16 protein-coding genes and 2 pseudogenes are annotated in these 15,199 nt (G+C 65.0%); 5 read left to right on the top strand and 13 right to left on the bottom strand.

Annotated elements, in window-relative coordinates:
* Positions 1-67: 67 nt before the first annotated feature.
* Positions 68-2,128: a DEAD/DEAH box helicase gene (locus CLV01_RS25245; protein WP_099732944.1), complete on the bottom strand. Its 2,061-nt coding sequence runs from the start codon at positions 2,126-2,128 to the stop codon at positions 68-70.
* A 324-nt stretch (positions 2,129-2,452) separates the two neighbouring features.
* Positions 2,453-3,067: an oligoribonuclease gene (orn, locus tag CLV01_RS25250; protein ID WP_043825074.1), complete on the bottom strand. Its 615-nt coding sequence runs from the start codon at positions 3,065-3,067 to the stop codon at positions 2,453-2,455.
* A gap of 30 nt (positions 3,068-3,097) precedes the next feature.
* Between orn and CLV01_RS25255 the strand changes: the two genes are divergently transcribed.
* Genes CLV01_RS25255 through rsgA form a run of 3 tightly spaced genes read left to right on the top strand, consistent with a single transcriptional unit; the run spans position 3,098 to position 5,735 of the window.
* Positions 3,098-4,399: a M48 family metallopeptidase gene (locus CLV01_RS25255; protein WP_043782752.1), complete on the top strand. Its 1,302-nt coding sequence runs from the start codon at positions 3,098-3,100 to the stop codon at positions 4,397-4,399.
* A 16-nt stretch (positions 4,400-4,415) separates the two neighbouring features.
* Positions 4,416-4,748, top strand: a complete 333-nt coding sequence (locus tag CLV01_RS25260; RefSeq protein ID WP_034396758.1) for a 4a-hydroxytetrahydrobiopterin dehydratase — start codon at positions 4,416-4,418, stop codon at positions 4,746-4,748.
* A gap of 18 nt (positions 4,749-4,766) precedes the next feature.
* Positions 4,767-5,735: a ribosome small subunit-dependent GTPase A gene (rsgA, locus tag CLV01_RS25265; RefSeq protein WP_013800931.1), complete on the top strand. Its 969-nt coding sequence runs from the start codon at positions 4,767-4,769 to the stop codon at positions 5,733-5,735.
* Positions 5,736-5,823: 88 nt separating this feature from the next.
* On the opposite strand, the gene CLV01_RS25270 is transcribed toward rsgA, so the two are convergent.
* The 6 genes and pseudogenes from CLV01_RS25270 to rpsP all read right to left on the bottom strand — a co-directional run bounded on the left by CLV01_RS25270 (position 5,824) and on the right by rpsP (position 9,927).
* On the bottom strand, positions 5,824-6,813 hold the full coding sequence (locus tag CLV01_RS25270) for a CobD/CbiB family protein (protein ID WP_034398910.1): 990 nt from the start codon (positions 6,811-6,813) through the stop codon (positions 5,824-5,826).
* A gap of 68 nt (positions 6,814-6,881) precedes the next feature.
* A complete protein-coding gene (locus tag CLV01_RS25275; RefSeq protein WP_043825071.1) occupies positions 6,882-7,610 on the bottom strand; it encodes a CoA pyrophosphatase in 729 nt (242 codons plus the stop codon).
* An 87-nt stretch (positions 7,611-7,697) separates the two neighbouring features.
* Positions 7,698-8,078 carry a 50S ribosomal protein L19 gene (gene rplS, locus CLV01_RS25280; protein WP_013800930.1) on the bottom strand — a complete coding sequence of 127 codons (381 nt, stop codon included), beginning with the start codon at positions 8,076-8,078 and terminating at the stop codon, positions 7,698-7,700.
* 110 nt (positions 8,079-8,188) lie between these two features.
* A complete protein-coding gene (gene trmD / locus CLV01_RS25285; RefSeq protein WP_063328174.1) occupies positions 8,189-8,959 on the bottom strand; it encodes a tRNA (guanosine(37)-N1)-methyltransferase TrmD in 771 nt (256 codons plus the stop codon).
* A gap of 12 nt (positions 8,960-8,971) precedes the next feature.
* Positions 8,972-9,540: pseudogene (rimM, locus tag CLV01_RS25290) on the bottom strand (ribosome maturation factor RimM).
* A 132-nt stretch (positions 9,541-9,672) separates the two neighbouring features.
* Positions 9,673-9,927 carry a 30S ribosomal protein S16 gene (gene rpsP / locus CLV01_RS25295; RefSeq protein ID WP_012207143.1) on the bottom strand — a complete coding sequence of 85 codons (255 nt, stop codon included), beginning with the start codon at positions 9,925-9,927 and terminating at the stop codon, positions 9,673-9,675.
* A 146-nt stretch (positions 9,928-10,073) separates the two neighbouring features.
* On the opposite strand from rpsP, the gene CLV01_RS25300 reads away from it, so the two are divergent.
* Together CLV01_RS25300 and CLV01_RS25305 are read left to right on the top strand one after the other, a co-directional pair.
* Positions 10,074-10,598 carry a GNAT family N-acetyltransferase gene (locus CLV01_RS25300; RefSeq protein WP_013800927.1) on the top strand — a complete coding sequence of 175 codons (525 nt, stop codon included), beginning with the start codon at positions 10,074-10,076 and terminating at the stop codon, positions 10,596-10,598.
* A 7-nt stretch (positions 10,599-10,605) separates the two neighbouring features.
* Entirely contained in the window at positions 10,606-11,112 is a 507-nt protein-coding gene (locus CLV01_RS25305; protein ID WP_099732943.1) for a TM2 domain-containing protein, read from the top strand.
* 89 nt (positions 11,113-11,201) lie between these two features.
* On the opposite strand, the gene CLV01_RS25310 is transcribed toward CLV01_RS25305, so the two are convergent.
* The 5 genes and pseudogenes from CLV01_RS25310 to CLV01_RS25330 all read right to left on the bottom strand — a co-directional run bounded on the left by CLV01_RS25310 (position 11,202) and on the right by CLV01_RS25330 (position 15,183).
* On the bottom strand, positions 11,202-12,212 hold the full coding sequence (locus CLV01_RS25310) for an inorganic phosphate transporter (protein ID WP_012207146.1): 1,011 nt from the start codon (positions 12,210-12,212) through the stop codon (positions 11,202-11,204).
* 22 nt (positions 12,213-12,234) lie between these two features.
* Positions 12,235-12,882 carry a DUF47 domain-containing protein gene (locus CLV01_RS25315; protein ID WP_013800926.1) on the bottom strand — a complete coding sequence of 216 codons (648 nt, stop codon included), beginning with the start codon at positions 12,880-12,882 and terminating at the stop codon, positions 12,235-12,237.
* 142 nt (positions 12,883-13,024) lie between these two features.
* Positions 13,025-13,386, bottom strand: a pseudogene (locus CLV01_RS25320) (DMT family protein).
* Positions 13,387-13,638: 252 nt separating this feature from the next.
* Positions 13,639-14,385 carry an ABC transporter ATP-binding protein gene (locus CLV01_RS25325; RefSeq protein ID WP_012207149.1) on the bottom strand — a complete coding sequence of 249 codons (747 nt, stop codon included), beginning with the start codon at positions 14,383-14,385 and terminating at the stop codon, positions 13,639-13,641.
* A gap of 3 nt (positions 14,386-14,388) precedes the next feature.
* Positions 14,389-15,183 carry an ABC transporter ATP-binding protein gene (locus CLV01_RS25330; protein WP_012207150.1) on the bottom strand — a complete coding sequence of 265 codons (795 nt, stop codon included), beginning with the start codon at positions 15,181-15,183 and terminating at the stop codon, positions 14,389-14,391.
* Positions 15,184-15,199: the final 16 nt, after the last annotated feature.

The following is a 15,199-nucleotide window of genomic DNA, read 5'->3' on the forward strand; positions in this document are numbered from 1 at the left end:
CGAGGACGCAGATGGCCGAAAAAAAACCGGCCCCGAAGGGCCGGTCTGCATGCAATGCCGAGATCGATCAGCGCACGACGCGCTTGCGATCACCGCCCTGGGGCGAGTAAGGCTTGGGAGCGCTCTTGCCGAAGGCAGGACGGCGCTCGCCGCCGCCGAAGCCGCCACGGGATTCGCCACCGCCAAAGCCGCGAGACTCGCCGGATGCACCACGGAAGCCGCCTTCGCGGGGAGCGCCGTCACGGCGATCGCCGCCACGCGGAGCACCACGGTCGCCGCTGAAGCCACGGCCTTCACCGCCACGGCCAAAGCCGCCTTCGCGCGGGGCCTGGCTGTAGCCGCCTTCACGCGGAGCCTGGCTGTAGCCGCCTTCGCGCTGACCTTGGCCCTGGCCCTGGCCGAAGCCGCCTTCGCGCTGGCCACCGCCAAAGCCACCGAAGCCAGCCTTGCGGCCATAGCCTTCGGAATCACGGCGTGCGCCGAAGCCACGATCGCCACCGCGATCACCGAAGCTGCGCTCGCGATCGCCGCCAAAGCCACGATCACCACCGAAACCGCCACGGCCACCGCCGCCGGCACCACGGCGATCGCCGCCACGGCTTTCAAAACCACCGCCGCCACGACGGCCGCCACGGCCTTCGTTGCTGCTGGGTGCGCGCTGTGCAGGTTCCAGGCCAGGAATCACTTCGGCCTTGAATTGCTGGCGGCTGTAAGCCTCGATATCGAAAATGCGACGACGGTCACGGAATTCCGCGAACGTGACGGCCACACCTTCGCGACCGGCACGGCCCGTGCGGCCGATACGGTGGGTGTAGTCCTCTGCCTTCATGGGCAGGCCGTAGTTGAAGACGTGGGTGATGGTGGGCACGTCAATGCCGCGTGCGGCCACATCGGTAGCCACCAGCACCTGCACCTGACCGCTGCGCAGCGCCATCAGGCGGCGGTTGCGCAGGCCCTGGCTCAGGGCGCCGTGCAGTGCCACGGCGGAGAAGCCGTCTTGCTGCAGGTCATTGGCCAGACCGTCGCACTCGACCTGGGTCGATGCGAAAACGATGGCCTGGTTGATCGTGGTGTCGCGCAGCCAGTGGTCCAGCAGCTTGCGCTTGTGCTGGGAGTTGTCGGCCCAGAACAGCACTTGCTTGATGCTGGCGTGCTTTTCCTGAGGCGTGTCGATGGTGACCTTCTTCACGCCGGAGCCGCCGTCATGCATCACGCGCATGGCCAGTTGCTGGATGCGGGGCGCGAAGGTGGCGCTGAACATCATGGTCTGCTTGCGCTGTGCCGTCAGGTCGTTGACTTCGGCCAGATCGTCCGAGAAGCCCAGGTCCAGCATGCGGTCGGCTTCGTCCACCACCAGGAACTGAACCTGGTCGAGCTTGATCTGCATCGAGCGCTGCAGGTCCAGCAGACGGCCGGGAGTGGCCACCACGAGGTTGGCGTTCTGCAGCTTGGCGATCTGCAGCTGGTAGGGCATGCCGCCCACCACGTTGGCGATGCGGATGCCACGGCAGTGCTTGACCAGCTCGATGGCGTCATGCGCCACCTGCTGTGCCAGCTCGCGCGTGGGGCACAGGATCAGGGCGCCGGGAACGGCTGCCTTGAAGTTGCGGGGATTCGTGGGGTCCTTGCGCTTGTTGCGCTTGGGCGTGGGCTGGCCGCTGGCCGTTGCTTCGGCGCACTGGCGGTCATATTCGGCGCGGATGGCGGCTTCTTCGTCAGCCTTTTGCTGGATCAGCGTGTGCAGCACGGGCAGCAGGAAGGCAGCGGTCTTGCCCGAGCCGGTCTGGCTGGACACCATCAGGTCGATGAAGGCCTGGTCATCACTGCCCATGGCCAGGGGAATGGCTTGCGCCTGCACAGCCGTGGGCTGGGTGTAGCCCAGATCGGCAACGGCACGGACCAGTTCTTCAGCCAGGCCCAGCTCGATGAAGGCATTGGGCAGTTCGGGGGCTGCTTCAACAGCCTCGGCGCCTTCGGCGATTTCCACGACTTCGGCGGCGGCCAGGGATTCGGCGGCCTGCTCGGCGCTGGCAACGGCGGCGTTCAGCACGGAAGATGCTTCAGCGGCGGAGGCAAAAGAGGAATCGGCAGCGGCAATGATGCCCTGCTCTTGAGAGATATCGTTCATGAATGGCTCTAACGAAAAGCACGCGCAGTCAGCGATCTGGCACGCTTTTCTCGACGGTTGGGTCAACATCCACCGTCAGACTTAACCGGCCCTTCGCAAAAGGGCGGATGGGCATTTTCGGCTGGTCCGAAACCGGTGGTCCCGCCATCCATGAAAGCCTTCATGGTGGTCTATGGACACCGACCGCAGACACACAGCGCAGGGGCCCTTGTGTGATGGAGATGTGCAAATTGCCCCTTGTTGATGGGGGCAAGCTGTAGATTGTCGCACTCCCCGGGTTTTCCCGCAAGCCCCTGTCATAAAAAATGGCCGGGGCCGCCAGATTCAGACGTTCAGCAGGCGCGCGCGATAGTGCGCCAGCTCATCGATGGACTCGTGCACATCGGCCAGTGCGGTGTGGCGCTGGGCCTTCTTGAAGGAGGCATAGGCGTCGGGCTTCCAGCGCCTGGCCAGTTCCTTGAGGGTGCTGACATCGACATTGCGGTAGTGGAAGAAGTTGTTGAGCTTGGGCATGTAGCGCTCCATGAAGCGCCTGTCCTGCCCGATGCTGTTGCCGCACAGCGGGGCCTTGGCCTTGGGAACGTACTGCGAGAGGAACTTGATCAGCGCAGCCTCCGCATCGGCCTCGCTGGTGGTCGATGCCTTGACGCGATCGATCAGGCCGCTCCTGCCATGCGTACCCTTGTTCCAGGCATCCATGCCATCGAGCAGCGCATCTGCCTGATGGATGGCAAATACCGGCCCTTCGATGCGAATGGCCAGGTCCGGACTGGTGACGACCACGGCGATCTCGATGATGCGATCGGTATCGGGCTGCAGCCCGGTCATCTCGCAGTCGAGCCAGACGAGGTTGAGATCGGATTTGGCCAGGGTGATGGACGTGCCGGGTTCGGCGGGGACGGGAATGCAAGCGCTGGCGGCTTCGGAGGCTTCGGACATGGCCCAAATTGTCGCCTACACTGCGGCCACATGGCCTTCAACCCCGATTTTTCCTCGACACTGTCCCTGCTGTTTGCCGCAGCCGTGCTGGCCCAGTGGCTGCTGCGCGCCTGGCTGGCCTCGCGCCAGGTCCGCCATGTGGCCCGCCATCGGGCCGAGGTGCCTGAGGCCTTTGCGCAACGCATCAGCCTCGCGGCCCATCAAAAGGCCGCCGACTACACGCTGGCCAAGGCCCGCATCGCCCTGATCGAGATGACGCTGGGCGCCGTGGTGCTGCTCGCATGGACGCTGCTGGGCGGGCTCGACGCGCTCAACCAGTGGCTGCTGGAACTGATGGGCGCCGGCCTGTGGCAGCAACTGGCACTGCTGGCCGGCTTTGCCCTGATCTCCGGGCTGGTGGAGCTGCCGCTGTCGCTCTACCAGACCTTTGTGCTGGAGCAGCGCTTTGGATTCAACCAGATGACGCTGCGGCTGTGGCTGACCGATGCCATCAAGTCCACCGCCATGGGCGCGGCCATCGGCCTTCCCCTGGCGGCCCTGATCCTGTGGCTCATGGGCTCGGCCGGCGACCTGTGGTGGCTGTGGGCCTGGGCCGTGTGGACGGCGTTCAACCTGCTGCTGATGTGGATCTTTCCGACCTTCATCGCACCGCTGTTCAACAAGTTCGAACCGCTGGCCGAAGGCACGCTCAAGGAGCGCGTGAGCGCGCTGATGCAGCGCTGCGGCTTCACGGCCAAAGGCCTGTTCGTGATGGATGGCAGCCGCCGCTCGGCCCATGCCAATGCCTATTTCACGGGCTTCGGCCATTCCAAGCGCGTGGTGTTCTTCGACACCTTGCTCAAGCAGCTCGACGCCGACGAGGTGGAGGCCGTGCTCGCGCACGAGCTGGGCCACTTCAAGCACCGCCACATCCTCAAGCGCATGCTGCTGATGTTCGCCGCCAGCCTGGCCGGCTTCGCACTGCTGGGCTGGCTGTCGCAGCAGCTGTGGTTCTACCTGGGCCTGGGCGTGCGCCCGGGTCTGGACCTTGCGCTGGGCCATGGCGGGATAGGCGCCGGCAACGAGGCCGTGGCACTGCTGCTGTTCCTGCTGGCCGTGCCGGTATTCAGCTTCTTTGTCACCCCGCTGTTCTCGGCCCTGTCGCGCCGCGACGAGTTCGAAGCCGATGCCTATGCCATGCAACAGGCCAGCGGCGCCCATCTGGCCTCGGCACTGCTCAAGCTGTACGAGGACAATGCTTCAACGCTCACGCCCGATCCCTGGTACGTGGGCTTTTACTACTCGCATCCGCCCGCCCTCGCCCGGCTGGCGCGCATGCCTTCTCCGACCTGAACCTTTCACATCCACCATGAGCACACAACGCTTGCAACAACAGGACTGGTCCACCCAGCAGCGCCGCGCGCTGACGCCGGACGAATTGCGCACCGCACTGGCGGCCCTGCCGGGCTGGCAGCTCGATGGCGATGCCATCGCCAAGAGCTACGCCTTTGCCAATTACTACGAGACCATGGCCTTCGTGAACGCGCTGGCCCTGATCGCCCACCAGCAGGACCACCACCCCGACCTGACCGTGAGCTACGGCCGTTGCGGTGTGCGCCTGAACACGCATGACGTGAACGGCATCTCGTCTACCGACATCGAATGCGCCCGCCGCATCGATGCGCTGCTGGAGCGTCCATGAATCCCACCCCGGCATCCCATGGCTGAGCGCTCCGCATTGCGAGAAGGCCTGGTCGTCTCCAGCCATGGCCGCCACTGCGTGGTCGAGACCGAAGAAGGCGCACGCCACATCTGCCATCCGCGCGGCAAGAAGAGCCAGACCGTGGTCGGCGACCGCGTGCGCTGGCAATTGCCACCCGCCGGCCAGGGCGAGGAAGGCACCATAGAGAAGGTGCTGGAACGGCGCAACCTGTTCTACCGCCAGGACGAGATACGCACCAAGTCCTTTGCGGCCAACATCGACCAGGTGCTGATCCTGATCGCGGCCGAGCCGGTGTTCTCCGAAAGCCAGCTGGCCCGTGCCCTCATCACCGCCGAAGCCACCCACATCAAGCCCCTGATCGCCCTGAACAAGCGTGACCTGGCCGAGCCCTTCGCCGATGCCTGGGAGCGCCTGAAGCCCTATCGCGAGATGTACCTGGGCCAGGAAACGCCGCACTACGAGGTGCTGTCGCTGTCGCTGGCCAACGAAGGCGAGGCCGACCGGCAGCTGCTGATGCAACACCTCAAGGGCAAGGCCACCTTGGTCCTGGGCCCGTCCGGCTCGGGCAAAAGCACCTTGATCAACCTGCTGGTGCCCGGCGCACGCGCGGCCACCAACGAGATCTCGCAGGCGCTGAACTCCGGCAAGCACACGACCACCACGACCAGCTGGTACTGGATGGACGAAGAGCGCACCACGGCGCTGATTGACTCACCGGGCTTCCAGGAATTCGGCCTGCGCCACATAGAGCCCACGGACCTGCCCCGCTGCATGCCCGACATCGGCGCCCACGCGCAGGAATGCAAGTTCTACAACTGCACTCACCTGCACGAGCCGGGATGCGCCGTCATGCCGCGCGTGGAAGATGAGGAAACCGGAATGGATGCCGACCACGACATCAGCGCCAACCGCTACTACATCTACGCCGAGCTGTTCGATGAATTGAGCCAGGCGCAGAAGTACTGACCTCCTCAAAACAACGACCCGGCTGCATCAGGAAGGGCGGGCTGCTGCCTGGCAAGACAGGCAGGGCTCGCCTTCTGCGGCGCAGCGATCAGCCCAGCAAACGCGCCAGCGACAGCAGGGCCAGCAGCAGCAGCCAGACCACGACCGAACGCCAGACCAGGCCGACCACGCTGCGCAGATGGCCGATCTCGGGCTCTCGGCCCGGCGTGGCTTCGCTGTCCACATCGAGATCGATCTCCTCGCCGTCATCGCGGGTCACCGAGATGCCTTCGCGGCGCTTGAGTGCCTCGCCGCCCAGGCGCACGTTGATGGCACCCGAGGTGGCGGCCAGGATCACGCCATCGTTGTCGTTGGGAAAGCGCTGGGCATGGAAGCGCCAGCCTTCGATGGCTTCCTCGAAGCTGCCGACCACGGCAAAGGACAGCGCCGTCAACCGTGCGGGCAACCAGTCGATCACGGTCCAGGCCAGCCGGGAGGTGTGCTGCAACTGGGGACTGACCTGGGTGCCGCCCACCAGGCCTTTGCGCGACCAGGAGCGCGACAGGTGCTCGGTCATGCGGTAGAACACGGCGCCGAGCGGGCCCAGCCCCAGCGCTGCCAGCGCAGAGAACCAGAACAGAACGCCAAACACATGGCGATGCGCGGCCAGCACCGAGTACTCGATCACATGGCGCACGACCTCGCTGCGCGGCACCTCGCTGGCATCGACCTGCTGCCAGTGAGCCAGCGCCTCGCGCGCGGCATACTCATCGCCTGCATCCAGCGCATCGCGGATGCGTGTGAAGTGGTGGCTGAACTGGCGAAAGCCCAGCGTCACATAGAGCACGGCCACATTCCAGACCATGGCCAGCGGCCAGCCCACGCCCCACAGCAGCAGCAGGTAGATGCCCGTCACCAGCACGCAGGGCAATGCCACCGCCACGGTCCAGGCCAGCCAGCCATGGTGCGCCTGGCCGGCATCGAAGTTGCGGCGCACCGAAACCGTCCAGGCCCTGTAGCCTGTGTGCACGAGATTGGCCGGCGTCAACGGGCGCGCCTGCTCGATCAGCAAGGCGATCAGAATGGCAAAGAAACTCATCCGGCCATCATACTGGCGCATGCAGACAGGTCAGTGACCCCGGGGTGGCACGGCCCGCGATCCGGGCATCAGGCCGACAGGAATCGGTAAAGATTTCGCAGCATGCCGGCCGTGGCGCCCCAGATGTAGCGCTGGCGATCACCATCCTGGTAGGGCATTGCAAACCATTCACGCGGCACGCCGTTCCAGACCATGGAGTGGCGCTCATGGTTGGCAGGATCGAGCAGAAAGGCCAGCGGCACCTCGAACACATCCGCCACTTCGTAGGGATTGGGATTCAGGTGCGCCCGGGGATCGACCAGGGCCACCACCGGCGTGATCAGGAAGGCCGTGCCCGTGATGTAGATGGGCAGCGTGCCCAGCACCTGCACATCGCTGGCGGCCAGTCCGACTTCCTCATGCGCCTCGCGCAGGGCCGTGGCCTGGGCAGAGGCATCCTCCGGATCGCGCTTGCCGCCCGGAAATGCCACCTGCCCCGAATGCGTGGACAGGTGGGCCGTGCGCTCGGTCAGCAGCACCGTGGGTTCGGGGCGGAGCACGATGGGCACGAGCACGGCGGCATCGGTGGGCTGGCGATCGCTGAAGCGCTTCTCGCGCACCACCTCGGGAGCCCACTGGGGCGGCAGCGCAAAGCGCTGGCGCAGGGCCTCGGGCGTGCGGGCCTCGGGGGGCACGGCAGGCAGGTGGCTGTCCTTGCCAATCAGTTGCGCCATGCGCGGGTCGGCGATCGACGGCACGGCTGCGGGCACTGGCCCGCCGGTCGGCACGGGAATGGCGGTATCGGGCAGAGAGGACACGAATGAAGGCTTGTGATGGGAAACGGCCGGACAACAAAAAAGCCGCTACAGGCGACTGTAGCGGCTTTCCAGCTGTGACGCAGGTGCTTAGGCTTCGGCAGAAACCTTGACACGCGACGGCAGCTTTTCCTTGATGCGGGCCGACTTGCCGCTGCGCTCGCGCAGGTAGTACAGCTTGGCACGACGCACATCACCGCGACGCTTGACTTCGATGCCGGCGATCAGGGGCGAGTAGGTCTGGAACGTACGCTCCACGCCTTCACCGCTGGAGATCTTGCGAACGGTGAAGCCGCTGTTCAGGCCACGGTTGCGCTTGGCGATCACCACGCCTTCGTAAGCCTGCACGCGCTTGCGGCTGCCTTCGACCACGTTCACGCTCACGATGACGGTGTCACCGGGGGCGAACTGGGGGATGGTCTTGTTCAGACGGGCGATTTCCTCTTGCTCGAGGATCTGGATCAGATTCATGGTCAACATCCAATCGATCTTGTCCGCGCCAGGATTGGCAAGCGCCGGGATTGGCGCCATGGCTGCTTTGTTCGTAGCAGCGGCCGGATAGAGGATCGAAGAATCGCGGATTATAGCCCGGAGACGTTTTTTGCCAAAAACCCCTCGTCCTTGGCGTTGAGCAGGCCCTGGGCGCGCGCCTGCTCTATCAGCTCGGGCCGGTGCCTGGCCGTGATGGACAGGCGCTGGTCGCGCCGCCAACGCTCGATCTGCGCGTGGTGGCCGGACAACAGTGGCGCCGGCACTTCCCGCCCTTCCCAGACTTCGGGGCGGGTGTAGTGCGGGCAATCGAGCAGGCCGTCGAGCGCCGGATTGAAGCTGTCCTGCTGGAAACTGCCTTCGTCATTGAGCACGCCGGGCTGCAGCCGCGCGACGGCATCCAGCAGGGCCATGGCAGCGATCTCGCCGCCAGACAGCACGAAGTCGCCCAGGCTCAACTGGTGCGTGACATGGGTATCGATGAAGCGCTGGTCCAGGCCCTCGTAGCGGCCGCACAGCAAGATTGCGCCCTGCCCCTGCGCCCAGTCGGCCACCACGGCATGGCGCAGCGTGGTGCCGATCGGCGAGAACAGCACCACGGGAGCCGGCTCGGGCTCGCCGGCCTCGCGGCGCGCCTGCTGCGCCGTCTCAAGGCAGCGCTGCAGCGGCTCGGCCATCATCACCATGCCCGGACCGCCGCCAAAGGGGCGATCGTCCACGCGCCGGTAGTTGCCCTGGGCATGGTCGCGCGGATTCCACAGGTGTACGCCGACCTGGCCCGAGGCATAGGCACGGCGCGTGACGCCGCTTTCAAGAAACGGCGTGAACAGCTCAGGGAACAGCGTGATGATGTCGAAGCGCATGGAGGTCGGCGATCAATAGTCGGGCTGCCAGTCGGCAACGATGGTCTTGCCCGGCAGATCCACCTTGTCCACATAGGCATCGACAAAGGGAATCATGCGCTCGCGCTCCTTGCCATCCTCTTCATAGGCCAGCACCAGCACGGTCTGCGGGCCGGTGGACAGCAGGTCGCGGACGACGCCCAGGGCCACGCCCTCGCGGTTGACCACGGACAGGCCCAGCAGATCGACCCAGTAATACTCGCCATCTTCGGGCTGCGGGAAATCGCTGCGCGCCACGAAGATGCGCGCGCCACGCAGGGCCTCGGCGGTATTGCGGTCGTTCACGACAGGCGATGTGGCGACGACGGAATCGGAGTGGACGCGCGCCTGCTTGACCGGCAGCAGCACCGTACCGGTGAACTGCCGCGCACCCTTCTCGGGGGCTGCAGATACCACTGCTTTGCGGTGAACAGAGCCTCGGGGTCGGCGCTGAAGGCGGCCACCTTGAACCAGCCCTTGATGCCCCAGGCATCGGCGATGCGCCCGACCTCCACGGCATCGGCGGGCAGGACGCTGGCTTCGAGTTCAGGCATGTGGCTCATGGCAGTCGGTAGGCAGTAGATGGACAGTCAATGCAGATCGTTGCAGATCCGTGCAAGGCGATCCGGAGGGGAAAACAAAAACGGGCTCCGTCAGACAAGCCAACGGAACCCGATTTCAGAAGGGATGCTGAATTAGGCAGCAGTCTTCTGGGTGGCCTGCTTGATCAGGCGCTCTGCGGTCTCGGAAGCCTGCGCGCCAACGCCCTTCCAGTAGTTCACGCGGTCCAGAGCAACGCGCAGACCCTCTTCGCCGCCACGGGCGTTGGGGTTGTAGAAGCCCAGGCGTTCGATGAACGAACCATCGCGACGCACGCGCTTGTCGGCGGCAACGATGTTGTAGAACGGACGGGCCTTGGAACCGCCGCGAGAGAGTCGAATGACGACCATGATTTTCCTTCGGGTGGGCGCAGCCACCACACAATTAACTAGACAATGAATGGCTGCACATGTTTTGCGGCGTTTGAGACACGCGACATGGCCACCCGGCCAGCGACACGCCGTAAAACCAGCGATTATATCCAACTTCCCTTTCCATGCCTACCATTCGCTCAAGCCTGGACGGCGATCTCGCCGCCATCACCTCCATTTACCGCCACCACGTGCTGCACGGCACGGGCACGTTCGAGACCGATCCCCCTGCCGAATCGGACATGGCAACGCGCCGCGCGGACGTGCTGGCCAAGGGCCTGCCCTATCTGGTCGCCGTGGACGAACAGGGCCAGGTGCTGGGCTTTGCCTACGCCAACTGGTTCAAGCCGCGCCCGGCCTATCGCTTCTCCGCCGAGGATTCCATCTACGTGCATGACGCGGCGCGCGGCCAGGGCGTGGGCCGACTGCTGCTCGATGCGCTGTCGCGCGAATGCGAGGCGGCCGGCGTGCGCAAGCTGCTGGCGGTGATCGGCGACTCGGCCAATGCCGGCTCCATCGGCGTGCACCGCGCCGCGGGCTTCACCCCGGCGGGCACGCTGAGCTCCATGGGATGGAAGTTCGGCCGCTGGCTGGACATCGTTCTCATGGAGAAGACCCTGGGAGACGGCAACCGCAGTTCGCCCGAATAATGGGCGCATGAACCGACCCAGCACGCCTTTGCCTCAGCCCGCTCAAGCACAGCAGGGGGCTGCGCGCTCCAAAAGCAAGACCCTGGCGACCTGGCTGGCCTTTGTCGGCGGGCCGCTGGGGCTGCACCGCTTCTATCTGCATGGCTTCGGCGACTGGCTGGGCTGGCTGCTGCCCGTGCCCACGGCGCTGGGCGTATACGGCATCGAGCGCGTCCAGCAACTGGGGCAGGACGACCAGCTCAGCTGGCTGCTGATTCCGCTGCTGGGCTTCACCATCGCCGGCTGCGCGCTGCGCGCCATCCTCTACGGGTTGACCGACACCGAAGCCTGGAACCGGCGCCACAACCCCGGCATTGACGTGCAGGCGCAGGCCGGGCGCACCGGCTGGTCAACCATCTTTGCCATTGCGCTGTCCCTGATGCTGGGTGCCGCCGTGCTCATGGCCAGCATTGCCTACAGCTTCCAGCACTACTTCGAGCACCAGGTGGAGGAAGCGCGCAAGATTTCGCAGTGAAGTTTTCGCTGTGGTGCGCCAGCGCGTGCCTCCACCCAAAAAGAAAGACCGCCATTGGCGGTCTTTCTTTTTGGGGCAGTTGTCGCAGCTCAGTACAGCTGGAGACTGATCCAGTAGGCAATGGAAGCCACGAAGGCGCTGGCAGGGATCGTCAGCACCCAAGCCCAGACGATGTTGCCCGCCACGCCCCAGCGCACGGCGCTGGCACGCTGGGTGGAGCCCACGCCGACGATGGCGCCCGTGATGGTGTGCGTGGTCGAGACCGGCACGCCCAGGAAGGTCGCGAAGAACAGCGTCAGCGCGCCGCCGCTTTCTGCGCAGAAGCCTCCCACGGGCTTGAGCTTGGTGATCTTCTGGCCCATGGTCTTGACGATGCGCCATCCGCCGAACATGGTGCCCAGGCCGATGGCCAGGTAGCAGCTGACGATGGTCCACAGCGGCGGCTCCGCGTCGCCGGCATTGGCATAGCCGGTGGCGATCAGCAGCAGCCAGATGATGCCGATGGTCTTTTGCGCATCATTGCCGCCGTGGCCCAGGCTGTAGGCGCCGGCGGAGACCAGCTGCAGCCGGCGGAACCAGCGGTCCACCCGGTTGGGAGCGGCGCGGCGGCAGATCCAGGCCACCAGCACCATCATCAGCGAGCCCAGCAGGTAGCCCAGCAGCGGCGAGACGAAGATGAAAGCCACGGTCTTCCAGATGCCGCTGGCGATCAGTGCGCCCGCGCCGGCCTTGGCGATCACGGCGCCCACGATGCCGCCGATCAGCGCATGCGAGGAGCTGCTGGGGATGCCGTAGTGCCAGGTGATCACGTTCCAGGCAATGGCGCCGACCAGGGCGCCGAAGACCACGTGCGTGTCCACGATGCCGGGCTGGACGATCCCCTTGCCCACGGTGGCCGCCACGCTGAGGTGAAAGACAAAGACCGCCACCACGTTGAAGAAGGCCGCGAAGGCCACGGCCTGCGTGGGCTTGAGCACGCCCGTGGAGACCACGGTGGCGATCGAGTTGGCAGCATCGTGGAAGCCGTTCATGAAGTCGAACAGCAAGGCCAGCACCACCAGCAGGATCACGACCCACAGGGCCGCTTGTACGGATTCCATAACGAAACGACTCCGCGAGGGCTCAGGAATTCTCGAGGACGATGCCCTCGATCAGGTTGGCCACGTCCTCGCAGCGGTCGGTCACCGTCTCCAGCAGCTCGTAGATGGCCTTGAGCTTGATGACTTCGCGCACATCGGGCTCTTCGCGGAACAGCTTGCTCATGGCCGAGCGCATCACGCGGTCGGCGTCCGATTCGAGGCGGTCGATTTCCTCGCAGGTCTTCATCGCCGCGTCCACCACCGATGGATCGGAGATGCGCGACAGCAGCTTGACCGCATCGCGCAGCCGCTCGCAGCAGCGCACGCACAGGTCGGTCAGGCGCGTGATCTCATCCGTCATGTGGCGCACGTCGTACAGCGCCATGGTCTCGGCCGAGTCCTGGATCAGGTCGGCCACGTCGTCCATGGTGTTGATCAGCGAGTGGATCTGCTCGCGGTCCAGCGGCGTGATGAAGGTCTTGTGCAGCGCCTTGGTGACGTCATGCGTCACGCGGTCGGCGGCACGCTCGGCGTTGTTCACGTCCTCGTTGTACTTCTCGCGAAGATGAGGATCGTTGTAGTTGGCGACAAGCTGCGAGAAGGCATGCGCGGCATCGACGATGCGGTCGGCATGCTGGTTGAACATCTCGAAGAAATTGCCTTCGCGTGGCAATAGTTTGCCAAAAAGCATGAATGCTCCTTACCGGGAAAAGTGGGAACCAGGCGACTCACTGCGTCACATTGCGGATGCTTGGCATGGCTTCCCGGCTTGAACGGGGCGAAGTGTACTCTTGAGTCCCAAGCGCGTTTTTGCGCGCCGGCGCGCCGCCTTGTCAGCCGCTGCGAAAAATAAAATACACCGCGCCCACCATGCACAGGCCGGCCCAGAGGAAGTCCCATTTGAGGGCTGGTTCAGGTAGAGCACGGCAAAAGGCGCGAACACCGACAGCGTGATCACCTCCTGGATGATCTTGAGCTGCGCCACGCTGAACTGCGTGTGGCCTATGCGGTTGGCGGGCACCTGCAGCAGGTACTCGAACAGCGCAATGCCCCAGCTGACAAGGGCTGCCACGTACCAGGGCGACGAGGCGTGGTTCTTCAGGTGCCCATACCAGGCAAACGTCATGAAGACATTGCTCATGGCCAGCAGGACCACGGTCTGCAGCCCGACGGGGATGTGTTGGAGCCAGTTCATGTGAGGTGCGCCCGGGTGCTGGAAGGCCTGAATTATCGCGCCCGCAGCGCCAGAAGCCGGTTTTTCGATTGCTTTCCAAAAATTGCTTTTTTGCGCGAATTTTCTTGAAAAACCTGCTTCATCGCACAGATACGCAACATCCCGCATCGATGGGCATTCGATGAATCTTCATCAAATCGTCATATTTTTGCCATATCCCGTCGATGGCACGGGACATTCCAGCAACCTGTGCGCAGGCGGCTGCCCCGGAGTTCACTCGCCCAGGTAGGCGGCCCGCACGCGCGGATCGCTGAGCAGGGTCTGGCCGGGCCCGGTCATGGTGATCAGGCCGGACTCCATCACATAGCCGCGATCGGCCAGCGCCAGCGCACGGCTGGCGTTCTGCTCGACCAGCACCAGCGTCACGCCCAGCGCATGCACATCGCGCACCACCTCGAAGATCTTGTCCACCATGATGGGCGACAGGCCCATGGAGGGCTCGTCCAGCAGCAGCACCTTGGGCTGGCTCATCAGCGCGCGCGCCATGGCCAGCATCTGCTGCTCGCCGCCCGACATGGTGCCGGCCAGCTGGTCGCGGCGCTCCTTCAGGCGCGGGAAGATGCCGAACATGCGCTCGATGTCGGCGGCAATGCCGGCCTTGTCGTTGCGCGTGTAGGCGCCCATGAGCAGGTTCTCGGTGATGGTCATGCGCGCGAACACGCCGCGCCCCTCCGGCACCATGACCAGGCCCTGGGCCACCAGATCCCAGGCGCCCACGTTGCGGATGCTGCGGCCCAGGTAGTGCACGTCGCCATCCGCCATCTGCAGGCTGCGCGTGACGGCCTTCATGGTCGTGGTCTTGCCCGCACCGTTGGAGCCGATCAGCGAGACCAGTTCGCCCTGGCGGACCTCGAAGTCCACGCCCTTGACGGCCTGTATGCCGCCATAGGCCACCTTCAGTCCCTGGACCTTCAACAGCACCGGCGCGGACACGCCCTTGTCTTGCACTTGCTCACCCATGGTTCAGTGTCCTCCGGTGCCCAGATAGGCTTCGATCACCTTGTCGTTCTTCTGCACCTCGGCCGGCGTGCCTTCGGCGATGGGCTTGCCATAGTCCAGCACGGTGACGCGATCGCACAGGCCCATGACCAGCTTCACGTCGTGCTCGATCAGCAAGATGGTGCGCTGGTCCCGGCGGATGCGGTCGATCAGCTCGCGCAGCTGCACCTTCTCGGTGGCGTTCATGCCGGCGGCCGGCTCGTCCAGCGCGATCAATTGCGGGTCGGTGGCCAGCGCCCGCGCGATCTCCAGGCGGCGCTGGTCGCCGTAGCTCAGCGTGCGGGCCTTGAAGTCGGCGTATTTGGAAATCCCCACGTAGTCCAGCAGTTCGCGGGCCCGCGCGCGGATCGCGGCTTCCTCGGCCTTGAAGCCGGGCGTGCGGAACACCGCGCCGATCAGGCCCGAATGCGTGCGCACATGGCGCCCGACCATCACGTTCTCCAGCGCCGTCATCTCGGCAAACAGCCGGATGTTCTGGAAGGTGCGCGCAATGCCGGCCTTGGCCACCTTGTGCACGGCCGAGGGCTCGTAGGCCTTGCCGGCCAGCTCGAAGCTGCCGCTGTCGGGCGTGTACAGGCCCGTGATCACGTTGAAGAAGGTGGTCTTGCCCGCGCCGTTGGGACCGATCAGGCCGTAGACCTGGCCACGGCCAATGGTCATGCCCACATCGGACAGGGCCTGCAGTCCGCCAAAGCGCTTGGAAATGCCCGAAACCCTGAGCACCGGGGAGGTGGAGCCGTTGTCTGCCGTGTTCGCCATCTGCGTTGTCTCCATG

It is taken from the genome of Delftia sp. 60 (assembly GCF_002754395.1).
Classification (GTDB): Bacteria; Pseudomonadota; Gammaproteobacteria; order Burkholderiales; family Burkholderiaceae_C; genus Comamonas; species Comamonas acidovorans.